This window comes from Caulobacter sp. GW821-FHT09B11, from assembly GCF_059418205.1.
In genome coordinates this window covers 33,201-48,705 of the sequence record NZ_JBWKPK010000006.1, presented here as the reverse complement: position 1 = coordinate 48,705, position 15,505 = coordinate 33,201, and the positions used below count along the sequence as shown (strand labels likewise).

Annotated in this window: 17 protein-coding genes; 12 read left to right on the top strand and 5 right to left on the bottom strand. The window is 70.5% G+C overall.

The window, feature by feature from the left end; translation table 11 throughout:
* Positions 1-10: 10 nt before the first annotated feature.
* Positions 11-1,420 (top strand): M23 family metallopeptidase, encoded by a 1,410-nt coding sequence (locus tag AC07N1_RS05890; protein WP_494670956.1) that lies wholly within the window; start codon positions 11-13, stop codon positions 1,418-1,420.
* Between the two features lie 192 nt (positions 1,421-1,612).
* On the opposite strand, the gene AC07N1_RS05885 is transcribed toward AC07N1_RS05890, so the two are convergent.
* Entirely contained in the window at positions 1,613-3,724 is a 2,112-nt protein-coding gene (locus AC07N1_RS05885; RefSeq protein WP_494670955.1) for a phosphocholine-specific phospholipase C, read from the bottom strand.
* A 239-nt stretch (positions 3,725-3,963) separates the two neighbouring features.
* Between AC07N1_RS05885 and AC07N1_RS05880 the strand changes: the two genes are divergently transcribed.
* Positions 3,964-4,845, top strand: a complete 882-nt coding sequence (locus AC07N1_RS05880; protein ID WP_494671072.1) for a DMT family transporter — start codon at positions 3,964-3,966, stop codon at positions 4,843-4,845.
* On the opposite strand, the gene AC07N1_RS05875 is transcribed toward AC07N1_RS05880, so the two are convergent.
* Positions 4,836-5,741, bottom strand: coding sequence for a hypothetical protein (locus AC07N1_RS05875; RefSeq protein WP_494670954.1), 906 nt, complete (start codon positions 5,739-5,741; stop codon positions 4,836-4,838). The genes AC07N1_RS05880 and AC07N1_RS05875 overlap by 10 nt on opposite strands.
* 157 nt (positions 5,742-5,898) lie before the next feature.
* Here AC07N1_RS05875 and AC07N1_RS05870 point away from each other — a divergent pair, with 157 nt between their 5' ends.
* Positions 5,899-6,147, top strand: a complete 249-nt coding sequence (locus AC07N1_RS05870) for a hypothetical protein (protein ID WP_494670953.1) — start codon at positions 5,899-5,901, stop codon at positions 6,145-6,147.
* A gap of 17 nt (positions 6,148-6,164) precedes the next feature.
* Here AC07N1_RS05870 and AC07N1_RS05865 read toward each other — a convergent pair whose 3' ends face one another.
* Together AC07N1_RS05865 and AC07N1_RS05860 are read right to left on the bottom strand one after the other, a co-directional pair.
* Positions 6,165-7,262, bottom strand: coding sequence for a Zn-dependent alcohol dehydrogenase (locus AC07N1_RS05865; protein WP_494670952.1), 1,098 nt, complete (start codon positions 7,260-7,262; stop codon positions 6,165-6,167).
* A gap of 278 nt (positions 7,263-7,540) precedes the next feature.
* Positions 7,541-8,011, bottom strand: a complete 471-nt coding sequence (locus AC07N1_RS05860) for a chemotaxis protein CheW (protein ID WP_110118471.1) — start codon at positions 8,009-8,011, stop codon at positions 7,541-7,543.
* Positions 8,012-8,236: 225 nt separating this feature from the next.
* Between AC07N1_RS05860 and AC07N1_RS05855 the strand changes: the two genes are divergently transcribed.
* The 5 genes from AC07N1_RS05855 to AC07N1_RS05835 all read left to right on the top strand — a co-directional run bounded on the left by AC07N1_RS05855 (position 8,237) and on the right by AC07N1_RS05835 (position 11,037).
* Complete coding sequence (locus AC07N1_RS05855) at positions 8,237-8,617, top strand: hypothetical protein (RefSeq protein ID WP_494670951.1); 381 nt, start codon at positions 8,237-8,239, stop codon at positions 8,615-8,617.
* Between the two features lie 104 nt (positions 8,618-8,721).
* The gene (locus AC07N1_RS05850) at positions 8,722-8,907 is read left to right on the top strand and encodes a hypothetical protein (RefSeq protein WP_146218110.1); all 186 of its coding nucleotides are present in this window, start codon (positions 8,722-8,724) and stop codon (positions 8,905-8,907) included.
* A gap of 314 nt (positions 8,908-9,221) precedes the next feature.
* Positions 9,222-9,914 (top strand): MgtC/SapB family protein, encoded by a 693-nt coding sequence (locus AC07N1_RS05845; RefSeq protein WP_494670950.1) that lies wholly within the window; start codon positions 9,222-9,224, stop codon positions 9,912-9,914.
* A gap of 52 nt (positions 9,915-9,966) precedes the next feature.
* Positions 9,967-10,899 (top strand): nucleoside hydrolase, encoded by a 933-nt coding sequence (locus AC07N1_RS05840; RefSeq protein WP_494670949.1) that lies wholly within the window; start codon positions 9,967-9,969, stop codon positions 10,897-10,899.
* 15 nt (positions 10,900-10,914) lie between these two features.
* Positions 10,915-11,037: a hypothetical protein gene (locus AC07N1_RS05835; protein ID WP_494671071.1), complete on the top strand. Its 123-nt coding sequence runs from the start codon at positions 10,915-10,917 to the stop codon at positions 11,035-11,037.
* 19 nt (positions 11,038-11,056) lie between these two features.
* Here AC07N1_RS05835 and AC07N1_RS05830 read toward each other — a convergent pair whose 3' ends face one another.
* Complete coding sequence (locus AC07N1_RS05830; protein ID WP_494670948.1) at positions 11,057-12,487, bottom strand: M20/M25/M40 family metallo-hydrolase; 1,431 nt, start codon at positions 12,485-12,487, stop codon at positions 11,057-11,059.
* Between the two features lie 147 nt (positions 12,488-12,634).
* Between AC07N1_RS05830 and ruvC the strand changes: the two genes are divergently transcribed.
* The 4 genes from ruvC to AC07N1_RS05810 all read left to right on the top strand — a co-directional run bounded on the left by ruvC (position 12,635) and on the right by AC07N1_RS05810 (position 15,461).
* Complete coding sequence (gene ruvC / locus AC07N1_RS05825) at positions 12,635-13,150, top strand: crossover junction endodeoxyribonuclease RuvC (protein WP_199228340.1); 516 nt, start codon at positions 12,635-12,637, stop codon at positions 13,148-13,150.
* Positions 13,147-13,767, top strand: coding sequence for a Holliday junction branch migration protein RuvA (gene ruvA / locus AC07N1_RS05820; RefSeq protein WP_494670947.1), 621 nt, complete (start codon positions 13,147-13,149; stop codon positions 13,765-13,767). The genes ruvC and ruvA overlap by 4 nt, the downstream gene beginning before the upstream one ends.
* A 130-nt stretch (positions 13,768-13,897) precedes the next feature.
* Positions 13,898-14,941, top strand: coding sequence for a Holliday junction branch migration DNA helicase RuvB (gene ruvB, locus AC07N1_RS05815; RefSeq protein ID WP_494670946.1), 1,044 nt, complete (start codon positions 13,898-13,900; stop codon positions 14,939-14,941).
* A complete protein-coding gene (locus tag AC07N1_RS05810; protein WP_494670945.1) occupies positions 14,934-15,461 on the top strand; it encodes a hypothetical protein in 528 nt (175 codons plus the stop codon). The genes ruvB and AC07N1_RS05810 overlap by 8 nt, the downstream gene beginning before the upstream one ends.
* Positions 15,462-15,505: the final 44 nt, after the last annotated feature.

Sequence of the window (15,505 nt, the reverse complement as noted above, 5' to 3'; positions counted from 1 at the left end):
CGGGGGACCGATGCAGGAATTTGATCCGCGACGCCCGACCATGCGTCTCGCGCCGCGGCTTTTCACCGCCGTCGCCGGCCTGGCCGCCCTGGCCTTGGGCTGGAAGCTGACGGCGGGGGACCAGCCTTCGACCGTGGTCGCCGCCCATGCGCCGCTCGACGCGGCCGCCATGGTTGCGTTGCAGCACGTCGCCTTCGCCCAGGCCGAGGCCCAGCCCGGCTTCGACCGTCCCGAGACGGTTCCCGTCAAGGTCAAGCCCGGCGAGACCCTGCAGGGCGCGGTCGAGCGCGCCGGCGTCGGCGCCGACGAGGCCCAGCAGGTGGTCAGCACGCTGCAAAGCGCCATGGACACCGTCAACATCAAGGCCGGCATGGCCTTCGAGGCGGCCATCGCCCGCCGCCGCGACAACGACCGCGGCCCGGCCCGCCTGGTCGGCCTGTCGATGCGCACCAGCCCGTCCTCGACCGTCACCGTGTCGCGCACCTTCGACGGCGCCCTGAAGCTGCGCGAGATCGAGGAAGAGGTCCGCGACGAGACCAAGGTCTCGTGCGGAGCCATGAACGGCTCGTTCTACGAGAGCGTCGCGGCCGTCGGCGGCAGCCCGGCCGTGGTCAGCCAGGCCGCCAAGCTGTTCTCGCACAAGATCGACTTCTCGCGCGACATCAAGGACGGCGACCCGTTCTGCCTGGTCTTCGACCGCAAGGTCACCGAGAGCGGCCGCACCATCGAGGCCGGCGATCTTGAGTACGCCGAGGTCAAGGGCCAGCGCTTCTACGCCTTCGAGCGCGAGGGCAAGACCCAGTTCTTCGACGAGACCGGCAAGAACATCAAAGGCTTCCTGCTGCGCACCCCGGTCGACGGGGCTCGCATCACCTCGACCTTCGGCATGCGCCGCCACCCGGTGCTGGGCTACAACCGCGGCCACAAGGGCATCGACTTCGGCGCCGGCACCGGCACGCCGATCCTGGCGGCCGGCGACGGCGTGGTGCTGGAGGCCCGCCGCTGGTCGGGCTACGGCAACTGGCTTCGCATCCGCCATTCGGGCCAGTGGGACACCGGCTACGGCCACATCTCGCGCTACGCCAAGGGCATCCGCCCGGGCGTGCGGGTGCAGCAGGGCCAGGTGGTGGCCTATGTCGGCTCCACGGGCCTGGCGACCGGTCCGCACCTTCACTACGAAGTCTGGCTGAACGGCCAGCGCATCAACCCGATCGGCGCCAAGGTGCCCCAGGGCACGGTGCTGTCGGGCAGCGAACTGGCCGCCTTCAAGGCCAAGCGCGCGCGCCTCGACACCCTGCTGGCCCAGGCCGGCCGCGCCGACGGAAACTACGCCCAGGCCGTGATCCCGGCCGCCGGCAAGGGCGACACGCGCCTGGCCCTGGCCGAGCTGAAGTCGGGCGGCGACGGCCGGCTGCGGTAGTTTTCAGGGCCGTTCCCGAAGGCTACGGCTCTTCCCCAATATCCCGTCATTCCCGCCCTTGTGGCGGGAACCCCTCTGTCAGCCGCAAGGGCGGATGGAGCGGACTGCTGAGCAGTCCGCTTGCGCCTCACGCGGAAGCGGAACCAGGGTTTCCCGCCACAAGGGCGGGAATGACGGGAGGTTAGGGCAGGGTCACCGTCCCAGCCGCGCCGCACGGCCCATCAACGGATCGCTGACCGAGTCCCGGCCGGTCTCCACCCGCCCGGCCACGCGCCGGAGCCACGACGGCGCCGCGTCGCAGCGGGCCGACAGGTCGTACCAGTCGGAATCCGTTCGCCAGTCGCGCGTCTGGGTCTCGCCCGCCGCCAGCGTGGCGCGCCAGGGTCTGGTCGGGGCGAGGCTGGCCGCCTCGACGGTGACGGTGCGGGGTTCGGGGCCGGTGTTGGTCAGGCTCGCCAGCACCGAGCGGCCGTGGGCCGCAGGCGTGATCCGCAGCTCCAGCCCGTCGGCCGGATCGCCGGCGAAGGCGCGATGGAAGCCGTTCGGACCCAGCAGCCACAGGTCGTAGGCCCCCGCCGGCCAGGCGTCCTCCAGCCGTCCGCCCGCGCCCAGGGTGTAGCGGCGCGGGGGCTGGTCCAGGCGCAGGCGGTCATAGACGTGCAGCACGACCCCGGCCGCGCCGGGATTGCTCAGCACCAGGCCGGCGGCGCCGTCGCGGATGCTGATTTCGACCTCCAGGCGGTAGGGCAAGGCGCGTGAGGGGCGAAAGCCCGTCTCCTGGATCGGCGCCGCTGGCGTCGCCGGGGTGGGCGGGATGGTCGTCTTCTTCAGGGTGGCGGCAAGCCGGGCCGTCCGCGCCGTCTCCGGCAGCGGCGCCTGCGGCCGCGTGTTGGGGGTCTTGAAGTCGAAGCACGAGGTCAGGTCGCCGCACACCGCCCGCCGCCAGGGCGAGATGTTGGGCTCGGCCACGCCGAACCGCGCCTCCAGGAAGCGGATCACCGAGCCATGGTCGAAGACCTGGCTGTTGACGAAGCCGCCCCGGCTCCAGGGCGAGATCACGTACATCGGCACGCGCGGCCCCAGGCCGTAGGGCCGTCCCATCAGGTGGTCGCGCTCGGCCTTGGCCTCGGTCGGGTTGCGCACCAGGTGGTATTCCCCGGCCGTATCGACGGTCGAGCCGCCCAGCATTGCGCCGGCCGAGTCGCGCGACGGCGGGGCCGGCGGCGGGACGTGGTCGAAGAAGCCGTCGTTCTCGTCGAACATCACCAGCAGCACCGTCCTGGCCCAGGTCTGCGGATCGAGGGTCAGGGCGTCGATCACCTGGGCTATATAGTGCGCGCCCTGGGCGGGGCTGGACGGCCCGGGGTGCTCGGAATCGGCCGCCGGGGCGATGATCCACGACACCGAGGGCAGCTGGCGGGCCAGGACGTCCTTGCGCAGGCCGTCGAGATGCCAGGTGGTCAGGGCCAGGTCCTTCAGCCTCGCGTCCGAGCCCGGAACGCCGGCGCGGGCGTCGCGATAGGCCTTGAACCCCGCCAGCGGGTTGTCGGTGAAGTTGTCGGCCATGTCCTGGTAGATGCGCCAGCTCACCCCCGCCTCGAGCAGGCGCTCGGGATAGGTGGTCCAGCCGTAGGATTGCGCCGCCCCGCCCTTGTCGGCGAAGTCGTCGTGCGAGTTGGAGATCGACGGGCCGCCGGCCTGGCCCAGGCCGTCGTTGGTTCCGGTCCACAGGAACAGCCGGTTGGTGTTGGTGCCGGTCTGGGTCGAGCAGTGATAGGCGTCGCAGAGGGTGAAGGCGCTCGCCAGCGCATGCTGGAAGGGGATGTCGGCCCGCGTGTAGAAGCCCATGGAATGGGGATGCTTGGCGACCGGCCAGCGGTCCATGCGGCCCTCGTCCCAGGCGTCCTGAGCGTCGGCCCAGCTGTGCGGCGTGCCCTCGACGCGCATGTGGGCGAAGGTCTGGGTGGTGTTGAGCGGGAAGGGCGCGACGACGTCGGGGCCGCCGTCCTGGCCATAGGCCTGCAGGAAGACCGACGCGTCCTTGCGGCCCTTGGCGTCGCGCACCGGGACGGGGAAGCGGTCGCCAAAGCCGCGCACCCCGCCCATCGTCCCGAAGTAGTGGTCGAAGCTGCGGTTCTCCTGCATCAGGATCACCACGTGCTGCACGTCGTCGATCGCGCCCTTGCGGACGTCGGCGTCGATGGCGGCGGCGCGGGCCAGGGACGAGGCCAGCGACGGGGCGAGGGCGGCGGGCAGGACGCCGGCGGCCCCCATCAGCAGGCCGCGACGATCGATGGTGGACAAGGCGGGCCTCCCCAGGACGGAACACCGCCGATAGCACGCGCCGCTTGGCGGTCTCGTGACAACCAGCGAGCGGTTGAAGCCGCCGGGCGAGAAGCCTAGAAGCGCGCCACAGCATCCGATCGCCGTCCCGCTCGCCGTGGGGCGGCGATGCTTTTTTCGACAAGGCCCCGCCCGTGACGTCCCCCCGCGCAGACCTCGACCGCACCAGCCTTTATCGGGACAAGCGCTTCGTCATCGGCATGGCGGTGCTGTGCTGCCTGCTGTGGGGCAGCGCTTTTCCGGCGGTGAAGGCCGGCTACGCCCTGCTGCACGTGGCCAAGACCGACACGGCGACCCAGATGCTGTTCGCCGGCTGGCGGTTCGTGGCGGCGGGGACGATCCTGCTGGTGCTGGCGGCCCTGTCGCGCAAGACGCTGGTCCCGCCGCGCGACCAGATCGCCAAGGTCGCCCTGCTGGGCGTCGGCCAGACCACCCTGCAGTACGTGTTCTTCTATATCGGCCTGGCCCACGCGACCGGGGTGAAGTCGTCGATCATGAACTCGACCGGCGCCTTCTTCGGCGTGATCCTGGCCCACTTCCTGTTCCGCAACGACCGCCTGACCCCGCGCAAGGCGCTGGGCTGCCTGCTGGGCTTCATGGGCGTGCTGGCGGTGAACCTGGGCGGAAAGGGCTTCGACTTCGAGTTCACCCTGCTGGGCGAGGGCTTCGTGGTCATCGCGGCCTTCGTGCTGGCCGCCGCCTCGATCTGGGGCAAGTCGATCTCGCAGAAGATGGACGCCATGGTCATGACCGGCTGGCAGTTGGGCGTGGGCGGTGTGGTGCTGCTGGCCATCGGTTTCGTGTTCGGCGGCCGGCTGGAAGGCTTCGACATCCGCTCCCTGGCCCTGCTGGCCTACATGGCCGGCCTGTCGGCGGCGGCCTTCGCCCTGTGGAGCCTGCTGCTCAAGCACAACCCGGTGGGCATGCTGGCGGTGTTCAACTTCCTGATCCCGGTGTTCGGGGTGCTGCTGTCGGCTCTGTTCCTGCACGAGCCGGTGCTGGCCTGGAAGAACGCCGCCGCCCTGGCCCTGGTCTGCGCCGGCATCTGGCTGGTGACGCGGGCCAGGCGCCGTCAGTCGTAGATCCAGACCTGGTCGGCCAGGGTCACGTCGGTCACCGCCTCGACGTCGAAGTCGCCGGTCTGGCGATGGCGGGCGCGCAGGTTGACGATCCAGGTCGCCCGCAGGCCCTCGACGCCCCCACGCTGGAAAGTGGCCGACAGGCACAGGTTCTCGGCCGTCGCTTTATCGGCGCCTGGCGGACACGGCGTGATCTCGATCAGGTTCAGCCGGGCCAGGTCGAGCCCGGCCAGGGTCTTGGCGGCGGCGGCGCAGCCCTGGCGGCCCTCGGCCTCCATCCGGCCGTAGAAGGTTTCGGCCGGCGGTGTCGGCCGTGTCTCGGGCCGACGTTCGCAGCCGACGTCCAGCGCGCCGCGCCGGGCGCTCTCCTGGGCCTTTTCCAGCGCCCGGACGGCCAGCCAGGTTCTGTCGTTGGCCAAGGCGCCGCGCACGACGAAGAAGGCGACGCCGTCCGTGTCGTCGTCCTTCGGCGCGATCACCGGGCCGGCGGCGGCGCACTTGCGCTCCAGCGACGCTCCATAGGCGTCGTTCCAGACGCCCGGCAGCGGCGCAAGCGGCCCGACCACCTTGTAGGCCTTCTGCGAAATGATCGGCGAGGCCTGGTCGTCGAAGTCGATCCAGACGGTGTCGGCCTCGCACAGGCCAGGCGAGCCGGCCGATCGCGGCGCGGTGGCCATCTTCAGGCCGCGAACCGTCTTCCCCGGCGCGACCAGGCCGCCGGACGCCGGGCGCGAAACCTCGACGAAGCGCGACGAGACGGCGCTCAGGGCTTCCTTGGCCAGGTCCTTGATCGGCGCCGTCTGGGCGCGCTGCCGAGGCAAGGGCTCGGCGCTCGCGCCGGCGGCCAGGCACGCGATGGACAGGAGGGCGGCGAGCGCGACGGAAGGCTGGTGCGACATGCGCCGAACCTGCCAGTGAAGCTTGGCGGTCTGCAACCTCGGATCGGTCCAGATCCGTTTCGGGGCTTCCGACGACGCGCTGTAATATAATTTGTTTTGCTTAATCGAGGATGCGGGCGCGACCTGTCAATCGCCTTTAAGGCGAGAGGTGCAACCCATGCCCGACCTGGTCCCGGCGACGGACGCCGAGATGATCGAGCGCTTGAGAGGCAAGGCCCTGATGCTGGCCGACCGCGCCGAGGCGGCCGGAGAGCGTCAGGCGGATCTTTATCGCTGGATGGCCTCGTCCTGCCTGATCCAGGCCGACGTGCTCGAGGCCGTCGCCGGCTGCCGCGTCGAGGCGGGCTCGGACGCGGACCCCGACGACGATCCCGCCCCCGCGCCCCGCGCCACCAAGGCGGCCTGACGCCGCCTGCAGACGCCTCAGTCGAACACGATCACCGATCGCGCCAGCTCGCCGCGCTTGAGCTCCTTGAAGGCGTCGTTGACGTCTTCCAGCCTGATCCGGCGGGCGATCAGCTCGTCCAGCTTCAGCCTGCCGTTCATGTAGAAGTCGACGAAGCGCGGCATGTCGACCGGGAAGCGGTTGGAGCCCATGTAGCTGCCCTGGATCTTCTTCTCGCCCAGGAAGTCGGGGCCGTGCAGCTCCAGCATGGTGCCGACCGGGATCATGCCGATGATGTTGGCCGTGCCGCCCCGGCGCAGCATCCTGAACGACTGCTCGGCGGTGATCTTCAGGCCGATGGCCTCGAAGCTGTGGTGCACGCCGCCGCTGGTCAGTTCCTGCACCTGCTTGACCACGTCGCCGTCATTGGCGTCGATCACGTCGGTCGCGCCGAAGGTCTTGGCCAGGGCCAGCTTCGAGGGCTGGCGGTCAATGGCGATGATGCGGCCGGCGCCGGCGATGGCCGCGCCGTTGATCGTCGCCAGCCCCACCCCGCCGCAGCCGATCACGGCCACGGTCTCGCCCGGCTGCACCTTCGACGTATGGATCACCGCCCCGATGCCGGTGGTCACCGAGCAGCCGATCAGGGCGGCGCGGTCGAAGGGCATGTCCTTGCGGATCGCCACGCACGCATGCTCGTGCACCAGCATCAGCTCGGCGAAGGACGACAGGTTCAGGAACTGGGCCATCGGCCCGCGCCCGCCATTCAGGTCTTCCTTGAAGAGGCGCGGCTCGCCGCCCTTCGGCCGCTTGGTCTCCGAGCTGGTGCACAGGCTCATGTGGCCGGTGAGGCAGACCTCGCAGTGGCCGCAATAGACCGACAGGCAGGTGATGACGTGGTCGCCCACCTTGACCGTGCGCACCTCGTCGCCGACCGCCTCGACGATCCCGGCGCTCTCGTGGCCCAGCACGGCGGGCAGGGGATGGGGGTAGGAGCCTTCGACGAAGTGCAGGTCGGAGTGGCAGACGCCCGCGGCCTTGGTGCGGATCAGGACCTCGCGCGGGCCCGGCTTGCCGATGGCCACGTCCTCGATGGAGAGGGGCTTGCCCACCTCGCGCAGCACCGCCGCCTTCATCCGCTCGTCTCCCGCTTTATGGTTGTGCGGAGACCCTAGCCCCGGCGGAGGGGCGAGCGGAAGAGGCTATCGAAACATTTGTTTGAAGTTGGTTCTGAAATCCTTCTCCCCTTGCGGGAGAAGGTGTCGACGAAGTCGACGGATGAGGGGTTTCTCAAATCCTACCGCTTCGCCCAGCCGATCCGCTGTCGCGGCGTTGCAGGCCGTGCGACCCCTCACCCGACCTCCCTTCGGGAGGCCACCCTCTCCCGCAAGGGGAGAGGGATTGGGAAGAAACCCTAAGCCGCGATGGCGATCGGGCGCTCGGGCAGGATGGCGTCGACGGTCAGCAGCACCACCATGGTGGTGTCGGTGGTGATCACGGCCGAGACCAGGGCCGAGGCCTCGTCGCCGACCGACGGCGGGGGGCTGATCTGGCTGGCTTCGACGATGAAGCTGTCGCACACCGCGTCGACCAGCAGGCCGGCGACGTCGCGGCCGTTCTCGACGACGATGATCACCTGGCGCGGGCCGTCCTGGGCCGGACCCTTGCCGAGGCGGGCCGACAGGTCGATGACCGGCATCACCTGGCCGCGCAGGTTGATGACGCCGCGCACGTGCGGCGGGGCGTCGGGCAGCGGGGTGGGGGGCGTGACGCCGCGGATCTCGCGAACCGTGCCGACCGGCACGCAGTAGGTCTGGGCGCCCACTTCGAACGACAGAACCTGCAGGGCTTCGCCGGGGGTGTAGGCCGTGTTGTTGTTCGACATCGCTTTCGTCCGCCTTCGTCGCGTCGACGGCCTTCTGGCCGCGTTCGGAAGCCATGATCGCGCGGAAAGGTGAACAAAAAAGGCGTTCCGGCGCCGCTGGCCGCGTGGCGGGCCTGCGACGAAATGGCCCACCTCGTGCGGCTCCGTCTGCCTGACAGCCGCGTTCAGGTGAGGTTCAGGCGCGCGGGCCCAGGCTTGGGACAAGCTTTTTCGAAGGAGGCCGACATGGCTTTCAAGCCGCTCAAGACCGTCGGAGGCGTGGCCGCGGGCCTCGCCGCCCTGACCATGATCGCCGCCACCACCCAGGCCTCGGCCCAGGACTGGCGCCGCCACCGCAACCACGGCCGCGACAGCGGCGACGTGGCCGCCGCCGCCATCGTCGGCGGCATCGTGGGCCTGGCGATCGGCTCGTCGATCAACAACGACCGCCCGCGCTATCGCCGCCCGGCCTACGGCTATGGCTACGATTATCCGCCGCCCCCGCCGCCGCGCTACTACGGCTACGGCTATGACGACGGCCCGCGCTATCGTCGCGGCGACTGCTGGACCACGCGCGAATACGACCGTCGCAGCGGCTCGGTCTACGAACGCACCGTCTGCCGCTAAGGCCAGATGCACAGCCCCGGCGCCGTCCCCTCGGCGTCGGGGCTTGTCATCGAGAACAAAAAATGAACATTGTGGCCGTCCCCGCTGTCCAGGAGGCCTCCGCCATGTCCGCCGCCGTCACCATTCCCGACCGTCAGGAAGTGGCCTTGAGCGTGCTGCTCGGCGCCTGGCGCACCCTGCGCGCCGCCGGCTTCGAGGAGGCCGAGGTCCAGGCCCTGTTCGACCAGATCGCCGACCGGCCCCAGGACGTCGCCCGCCGCCTGCGCGCGATGGTCAACGGGCTCGGCTAGATCTTAAAACTGTCGCGCATCCGGCCCGCGATCCCCTTCGTAACTACGCGCATGGCGACGGTCTGTCCTCCGGACCGTCCAGCCGCGCGCCCGCCGGATCCGTCCCCCACCAGGAGGCGGGCGAGCCGGGGTTCCTTCCGCCTCTTCCCCCCGTTGGAGGCGGAAGGGCCTTGGGGGCGAAACCTCGCCCTTCGACAGGCTCAGGGTGAGGTTTTTGGTCGTGCTTGGCCTGCCTTGGTCCTCATCCTGAGCTTGTCGAAGGGCGAGGACCACGCTCGGGCGAACCAGCCGCCCGGCTTGACCGTTCAGCCCCCATGGACGCCGTCTCCCTGCAATACATCCTGCCCGTGCTGGGCGCCTTGGCGGCCGGCGGCGCGGTCGGGTTCGAGCGCGAGTACCGCTCGCGCCCGGCGGGCCTGCGCACCCACATGCTGGTCTCGCTGGCCTCGGCCCTGTTGATGCTGGCGGCCGTGCACCAGCTGAAATGGATGGGCGATACGCCGTTGGAGACGGTGCGCATCGACCCCGTCCGCATGGCCCACGGCGTGCTGACCGGCGTCGGCTTCCTGTGCGGCGGGGTGATCTTCCAGCAGGGAGTGTCAGTGCACGGCCTGACCACGGCCGCCTCGCTGTGGATCACGGCTGCGCTCGGCATGCTGTTCGGCATGGCGCTGTACGACCTGGCGATCGCCGGGACCGTGCTCAGCGTCATGGTGCTCAGCGCCGCCCGCTGGCTCGACCGCCGCATGCCGCAGAAGAACTACGCCGAGATCGCCGTGCGCTTCCGCCGCGACGCCCTGGTCGACGAGGGCGAGCTGCGCGGCCTGCTGGCGACCTACGAGCTGGAAGGCGGCCGCCTCAACCAGCGCCTGATCGAGGGCGGGACGCTGTTCGAGCTGTCCGGCCCGTTCTCGGGCAAGGGAACCCTGCGGCTCGGCGAGCTGGCCCGCCACCTGGAGGGCGACCAGCGCGTCGTCGAGTTCGATATCCTGCCCAGAAAGGACTGAACCACGCTCGCCGACGACTTCCCGCGTCACGTGTATGAGCTATGATCGGGCCATGGCGCTTCGTCTGCACATCGACACCGACTGCGGCGTGGACGACGCTCTCGCCCTGGCGCTGCTGGCGCGAGCCCGCGACATCGTCGAGGTGGGCACCGTCTCGGCCGTCTTCGGCAACACCTATGTCGACCAGGCCGCCGCCAATGCGCGCGGGGTGCTGCGCCTCGCGGGCTGTCCGGCCGAGGTCTATATCGGCGCCGGCGCGGGCCTGGCCCGGCGGCGGGTCGAGCGGATGCGGCCGGCCCACGGCATCGACGGCCTGAACGGCGCGGGCTTCTCCCAGCGCTGGAAGCTGCCGGAGCTGGATCGTGGCCATGGGGTCAGCCTGCTGGCCTTCCTGGCGCGCCGGCGGGTGAAGGGGCTGTTCCTGGGGCCGCTGACAAACATGGCCCTGGGCCTGCTGGACGATCCGGCCGCCTTCCGCGGCTGGTCGCCGACCATCATGGCCGGGGCCTTTTCCGTGCAGGGCAAGGCCGCCGGCGGCGCCGACTTCAACAGCTGGAGCGATCCCGAGGCCCTGGCCCGGGTGCTGGAGGCCGGGGTCAAGCCGCGTCTCGTGCCGCTGGACGTCACCAGCCTGGTGACGATCACCGCCGCCGAGCTCGACAGCGGCGCGCGCTGCTGCGGCAGCCCGCTGTCAGCCCGCCTGACCCGCGCGGCCGGTCCCTACATCGCCTTCCACCAGAAGGCCTGGGGCGCGGAAGGCTGCCACCCTCACGACGCCGTCGCCGCCGCCAGCCTCGTTTCCCCCGAAGCCTTCACCTTCGAGCCGGCCCGCCTGCGCGTGGTGCTGGACGGCGAGCGCCAGGGCCGCATCGAACGCATCGAGGGCGAGCCCAACGCCGAGGTCTGCGTCTCGGTGGACGCGCCGGCGGTGCGGGCGCTGATCCTCAAGGCCCTGTTCGGCTGGGTGGAGATGGCGGGGGCGTAAAGCCCGCTCCGTAAAATCCCCATTGCTCGTCATCCCGGCCGCAGCGAAGCGGAGAGCCGGGACCCAGGGGCGGGTGCAGTGCGGTGGCCCCTGGGTCCCGGGTCTGCGGCGCGCTTCGCGCGCCTTCGCCCGGGATGACGATCTTAGGTGAGAACCGCTACTTCCCGCCCGCGTAGTCCTTGACCAGCGCGTAGAGGAAGTCCCGCCCGTCATAGAGCGACTTCACGCGCATGCGCTCGTTGAGGCCGTGCACGCCGTCGCCATCGGAGTTTCCGAACAGGCCGCTGACGCCGTAGGTCGGGATGCCGGCGGCGTTGGTGTGCACGCCGTCGGTGGCGCCGGTCAGCAGGATCGGCACGATCGGCACGCCGGGCCACAGCTTGGCGGCTTCCTTCTGGATCGGACCCATGATGGCCGGCGTCAGGGCCGGGGGCGGCGAGGCGGGCTTGGCTTCGTGGGCCAGGGTGACGGCGACGGCCGGATCGGCGGCCAGTTCGGTCAGCTTGGCCTTCACCTCGTCGACCGGCGTGCCCGGCAGGATGCGGCAGTTGACGTTGGCCGTGGCGCGCTGGGGCAGGGCGTTGGGCGCGTGGCCGGCGCTGACCATGGTGGCGACGCACGTGGTGCGCAGCATCGAGTTCCAGCCGGCGTCCCTGGTGATCACCGCCAGGGCCTCGGGATCGGCGACGTTCGCCACCAGGGCCTTCATCGCCGCGGCCTGATCGGCCGGCACGCGCCCCTGCATCTGGGTGAAGTAGCCGCGCGTGGCGTCGTTGAAGCGGGTCGGGAACTGATAGGCGCCGATGCGGTCGAGCGCCGCCGACAGCTGGTAGATGGCGTTGGCCGGGCCGGGGCGGCTGGAGTGGCCGCCGGGGTTGGTCACGGTCAGGGTGAAGTCCTGATAGACCTTCTCGCCGGCCTGCACCTCGAGCACCACGGCCTTGCCGGTCTCGTCCAGCATGCCGTCGGCGCCTTCGTTCAACGCGAACTCGGCGTCGATGAGGGGACGGTGGTTCTTCACCAGGTCCTCGATGCCGTTGTAGCCCTCGCTCTCCTCGCCGCAGGTCAGGGCCATCTTGATGTCGCGCCTGGGCTTGAAGCCGCTTTGCTTGAGGCGGACCAGGGTGTCGGCCCAGATGGCGGCCTGGGCCTTGTCGTCCGACGTGCCGCGTCCGTAAAAGTAGCCGTTCTCCTCGACCAGGGTGAACGGGTCGCGCGTCCAGTCCTCGCGCTTGGCCTCGACCACGTCGATATGGGCCAGCAGCAGGATCGGCTTGGACTTCGGATCGCTCCCGCGCAGCACGGCGACCAGGCTGCCTTCGCGCGGATGCTTGGGCTCGACCACCACCTGCACGTCGGCGTCGGCATAGCCGGCCGCTTTCAGGCGCGCGCCCATGGCCTCGGCGGCGGCGGTGCAGCTGCCTTTGGAGAGCGTCGTGTCGATCTCGACCAGCTCCTTGTAGAGCGCCCGGAAGGCCGTCTGGTCGGGGCGCGGCGTGACCTGCGGGCCGGGCGTGGGCTGGGCGTGCGCGATAACGGGCAGGGCGGCGAGGGCCGCGGTGGTGGCGAAAAGGGCCTTCAGGCGCATGGTCCGACCTTCAAGTGTCGCAAAACGTGGCCGGAACAGGAGCGGGCTTCGCGTCCGCGCGCAAGCCACATGCGCGAAAACCGGGGCCTGGCGTTAACCCGTGCTTAAGGATGACGCGGCTTTTCCTGGCGACAGGAACCGGCGACACTGCGAGAACACATGATGAACGCGAATCGCCCCTTGCGCATCCTCGGCCTCGATCCTGGCCTCCGCCGCACCGGCTGGGGCGTGATCGGCGTGGCCGGCTCGCGCATCACCCACATCGCCCACGGCGTCATCGTTCCCGACGAGAAGGCGGCCTTCTCCGACCGGCTGCTGACCCTGTTCGAAGGCGTCTGCGCGGTGATCGATCAGCACGCCCCCGACGAGGCGGCGGTGGAAGAGACCTTCGTCAACACCAACGCCCAGTCGACGCTGAAGCTGGGCCACGCTCGCGCCGCCTCGATGATCGCCCCGGCCCGCGCCGGGCTGCTGGTGGCCGAATATTCCGCTCCCGTGGTCAAAAAGGCGGTGGTGGGCACCGGCGCGGCCGACAAGGCCCAGGTCGCCTTCATGATCGCCCGCCTGCTGCCGACCGCCGGTTCGCCGACGGCCGACGCCGCCGACGCGCTCGCCGTCGCCATCGCCCACGCCCACGCCCGCACGGCGAGGAGAGTCGCATGATTGGTCGCCTGCGCGGCGCCGTCGCCGAGGTCGGCGAGGAAGAGGCCCTGATCGACGTCATGGGCGTCGGCTATCTCGTCCGCTGCGGCCAGCGCGCCCTCCAGCGCCTGCCGGCCCTGGGTGAGGAGACGCTGCTCCACATCGAGAGCCAGTGGAGTGAAAGCCAGGGCCTGCGGCTCTACGGCTTCCTCACCCGCGACGACCGCCGGGCCTTCGTGCTGCTGCAGGCGATCCAGGGCGTCGGCCCCAAGGCCGCCATGGCCGTGCTCGACGTGCTGTCGCCCGCCGAACTGGCCTCGGCCGTGGCCCGCGAGGACAAGGCCGCCGTCGGCCGCGCCAACGGCGTGGGTCCCAAGCTGGCCCTGCGCATCGTCACCGAGCTGAAGGGCAAGCCGATCACCGACGGCCCGGTGCTGACCGCCGCGCCCTCGGCCGCCGCAGCGCCGTCCGCTCCCGCCAAGCCCGCCGCCACCGGCGACGCCGTCGCCGCCCTGATGGGCCTGGGCGTCGCCGAGGTGAACGCTCGCCGCGTGGTCGAGGCCGCCGCGGCGAAGCTGGGCGAGGAGGCGTCCGTCCAGGCGCTGATCAAGGCGGGTCTGCAGGAGTTGGGGCGATGAGGGCCTGCGTCACCCCCTCCGGCCCTCCGGGCCACCTCCCCCAAGGGAGGAGGATCTCGTTTGGCGCCGCCGCCAAGATGCTCCCCCTCTGGGGGAGCTGTCGCGGAGCGACTGAGGGGGCCTGCGCCCAATGACCCGCATCATCTCCGGCGAAGCCCAGCACGGCGAGCAGATCCCCGGCGCGACCGACCGCGCCATGCGGCCCCAGACCCTGGCCGAGTTCGTCGGCCAGGAGCAGGCCAAGGCCAATTTGCGGATCTTCATCGAGGCGGCCAAGGGCCGGGGCGAGTCCCTCGACCACGTACTGCTGTTCGGCCCGCCGGGCCTGGGCAAGACCACCCTGGCCCAGATCGTCGCCCGCGAGCTGGGCGTGAACTTCCGCGCCACCTCCGGCCCGGTGCTGAACAAGCCCGGCGACCTGGCGGCGATCCTGACCAATCTCGAACCGAACGACGTCCTGTTCATCGACGAGATCCACCGGCTGTCGTCCAATGTCGAGGAGATCCTCTATCCGGCGATGGAGGACCACGTGCTCGACCTGGTGATCGGGGAGGGGCCGTCGGCCCGCTCGATCCGCATCGATCTGGCCCCCTTCACCCTGGTGGCGGCGACCACCCGGGCCGGCATGCTGGCGACGCCGCTGCGCGACCGCTTCGGCATTCCGGTGCGGCTGGAGTTCTACACCCCGCGCGAGCTGCGCCACGTGCTGCTGCACGCCGCCCGCAAGATGAACGCGCCGCTGTCCGAAGACGGCGCCGACGAGATCGCCAAGCGCGCCCGCGGCACGCCGCGCGTCGCCGGCCGCCTGCTGCGCCGGGTGCGCGACTTCGCCACCGCCGACGGCGCCGAGGTCATCGACCGCAAGGCCGCGGCCATGGCCCTGGCGAGGCTCGAGGTCGACGAGAGCGGCCTCGACAGCCTCGACCGCCGCTACCTGCGGGCCATGATCGAGCACTATGGCGGCGGTCCGGTGGGGGTGGAGACCATCGCCTACGCCATCGCCGAGGCCCGCGACGCCGTGGAAGACGTGATCGAGCCCTACCTGATGCAGCAGGGCTTCATCCAGCGCACCCCGCGCGGCCGCATGGCCTGCGGCAAGGCCTATCTGCACCTGGGCCTCAACCCGCCCGCCGCTCCGTCGCCGAGCCAGGGCGGGCTGTTCGGGGATGATTAGGGCCAAGGCGACCGACAGCGTCGCCTGGCGTTTCCGCGCGCCGTTCCCGCCGCAGGTCGCGCGGGAGCGTCTGGCGGCCAGCGTCGGCGGTCCGGAAGAGACCCGGATCGGAACGGTGCTTGGTCAGGTCGGCCTGGATTGGGCCAGGATCTATCGCTGCGAGCGTCAGGGATACGCGCCGATTCCGCTGCGGATCGATTGGGTCGCCGACGGTGATGGAACGCTGCTTATCTGCCGGATGCGGTCGCCAAGTAAGCGTTTCCCTCAGTTGCTGAGCATCGGCCTCGCGCTCATGGCCGCCCTGTCGGCCTGGTTGGTGTTTGGCCCGATGGCGGCGGCGGCCGGCGGCCTGACAGCCGTCCATGTGATCCTGTTCGTGCTGTGGTGCCTGTTCCTGGGCGGCTGGGGTCTCTATGCGGCGGTCTTCTCCAACTACGCCTACCGCGACGAGCGCCTGCTCCTGATCGCCCACGCCCAGCAGGCGCTGAAGGGCGGTCCGGTGGAGGAGCGGCGCGAATAATGCGAAACCTGCCTCGCGCCGCCGACCGAAACGGCTGAAAAGAG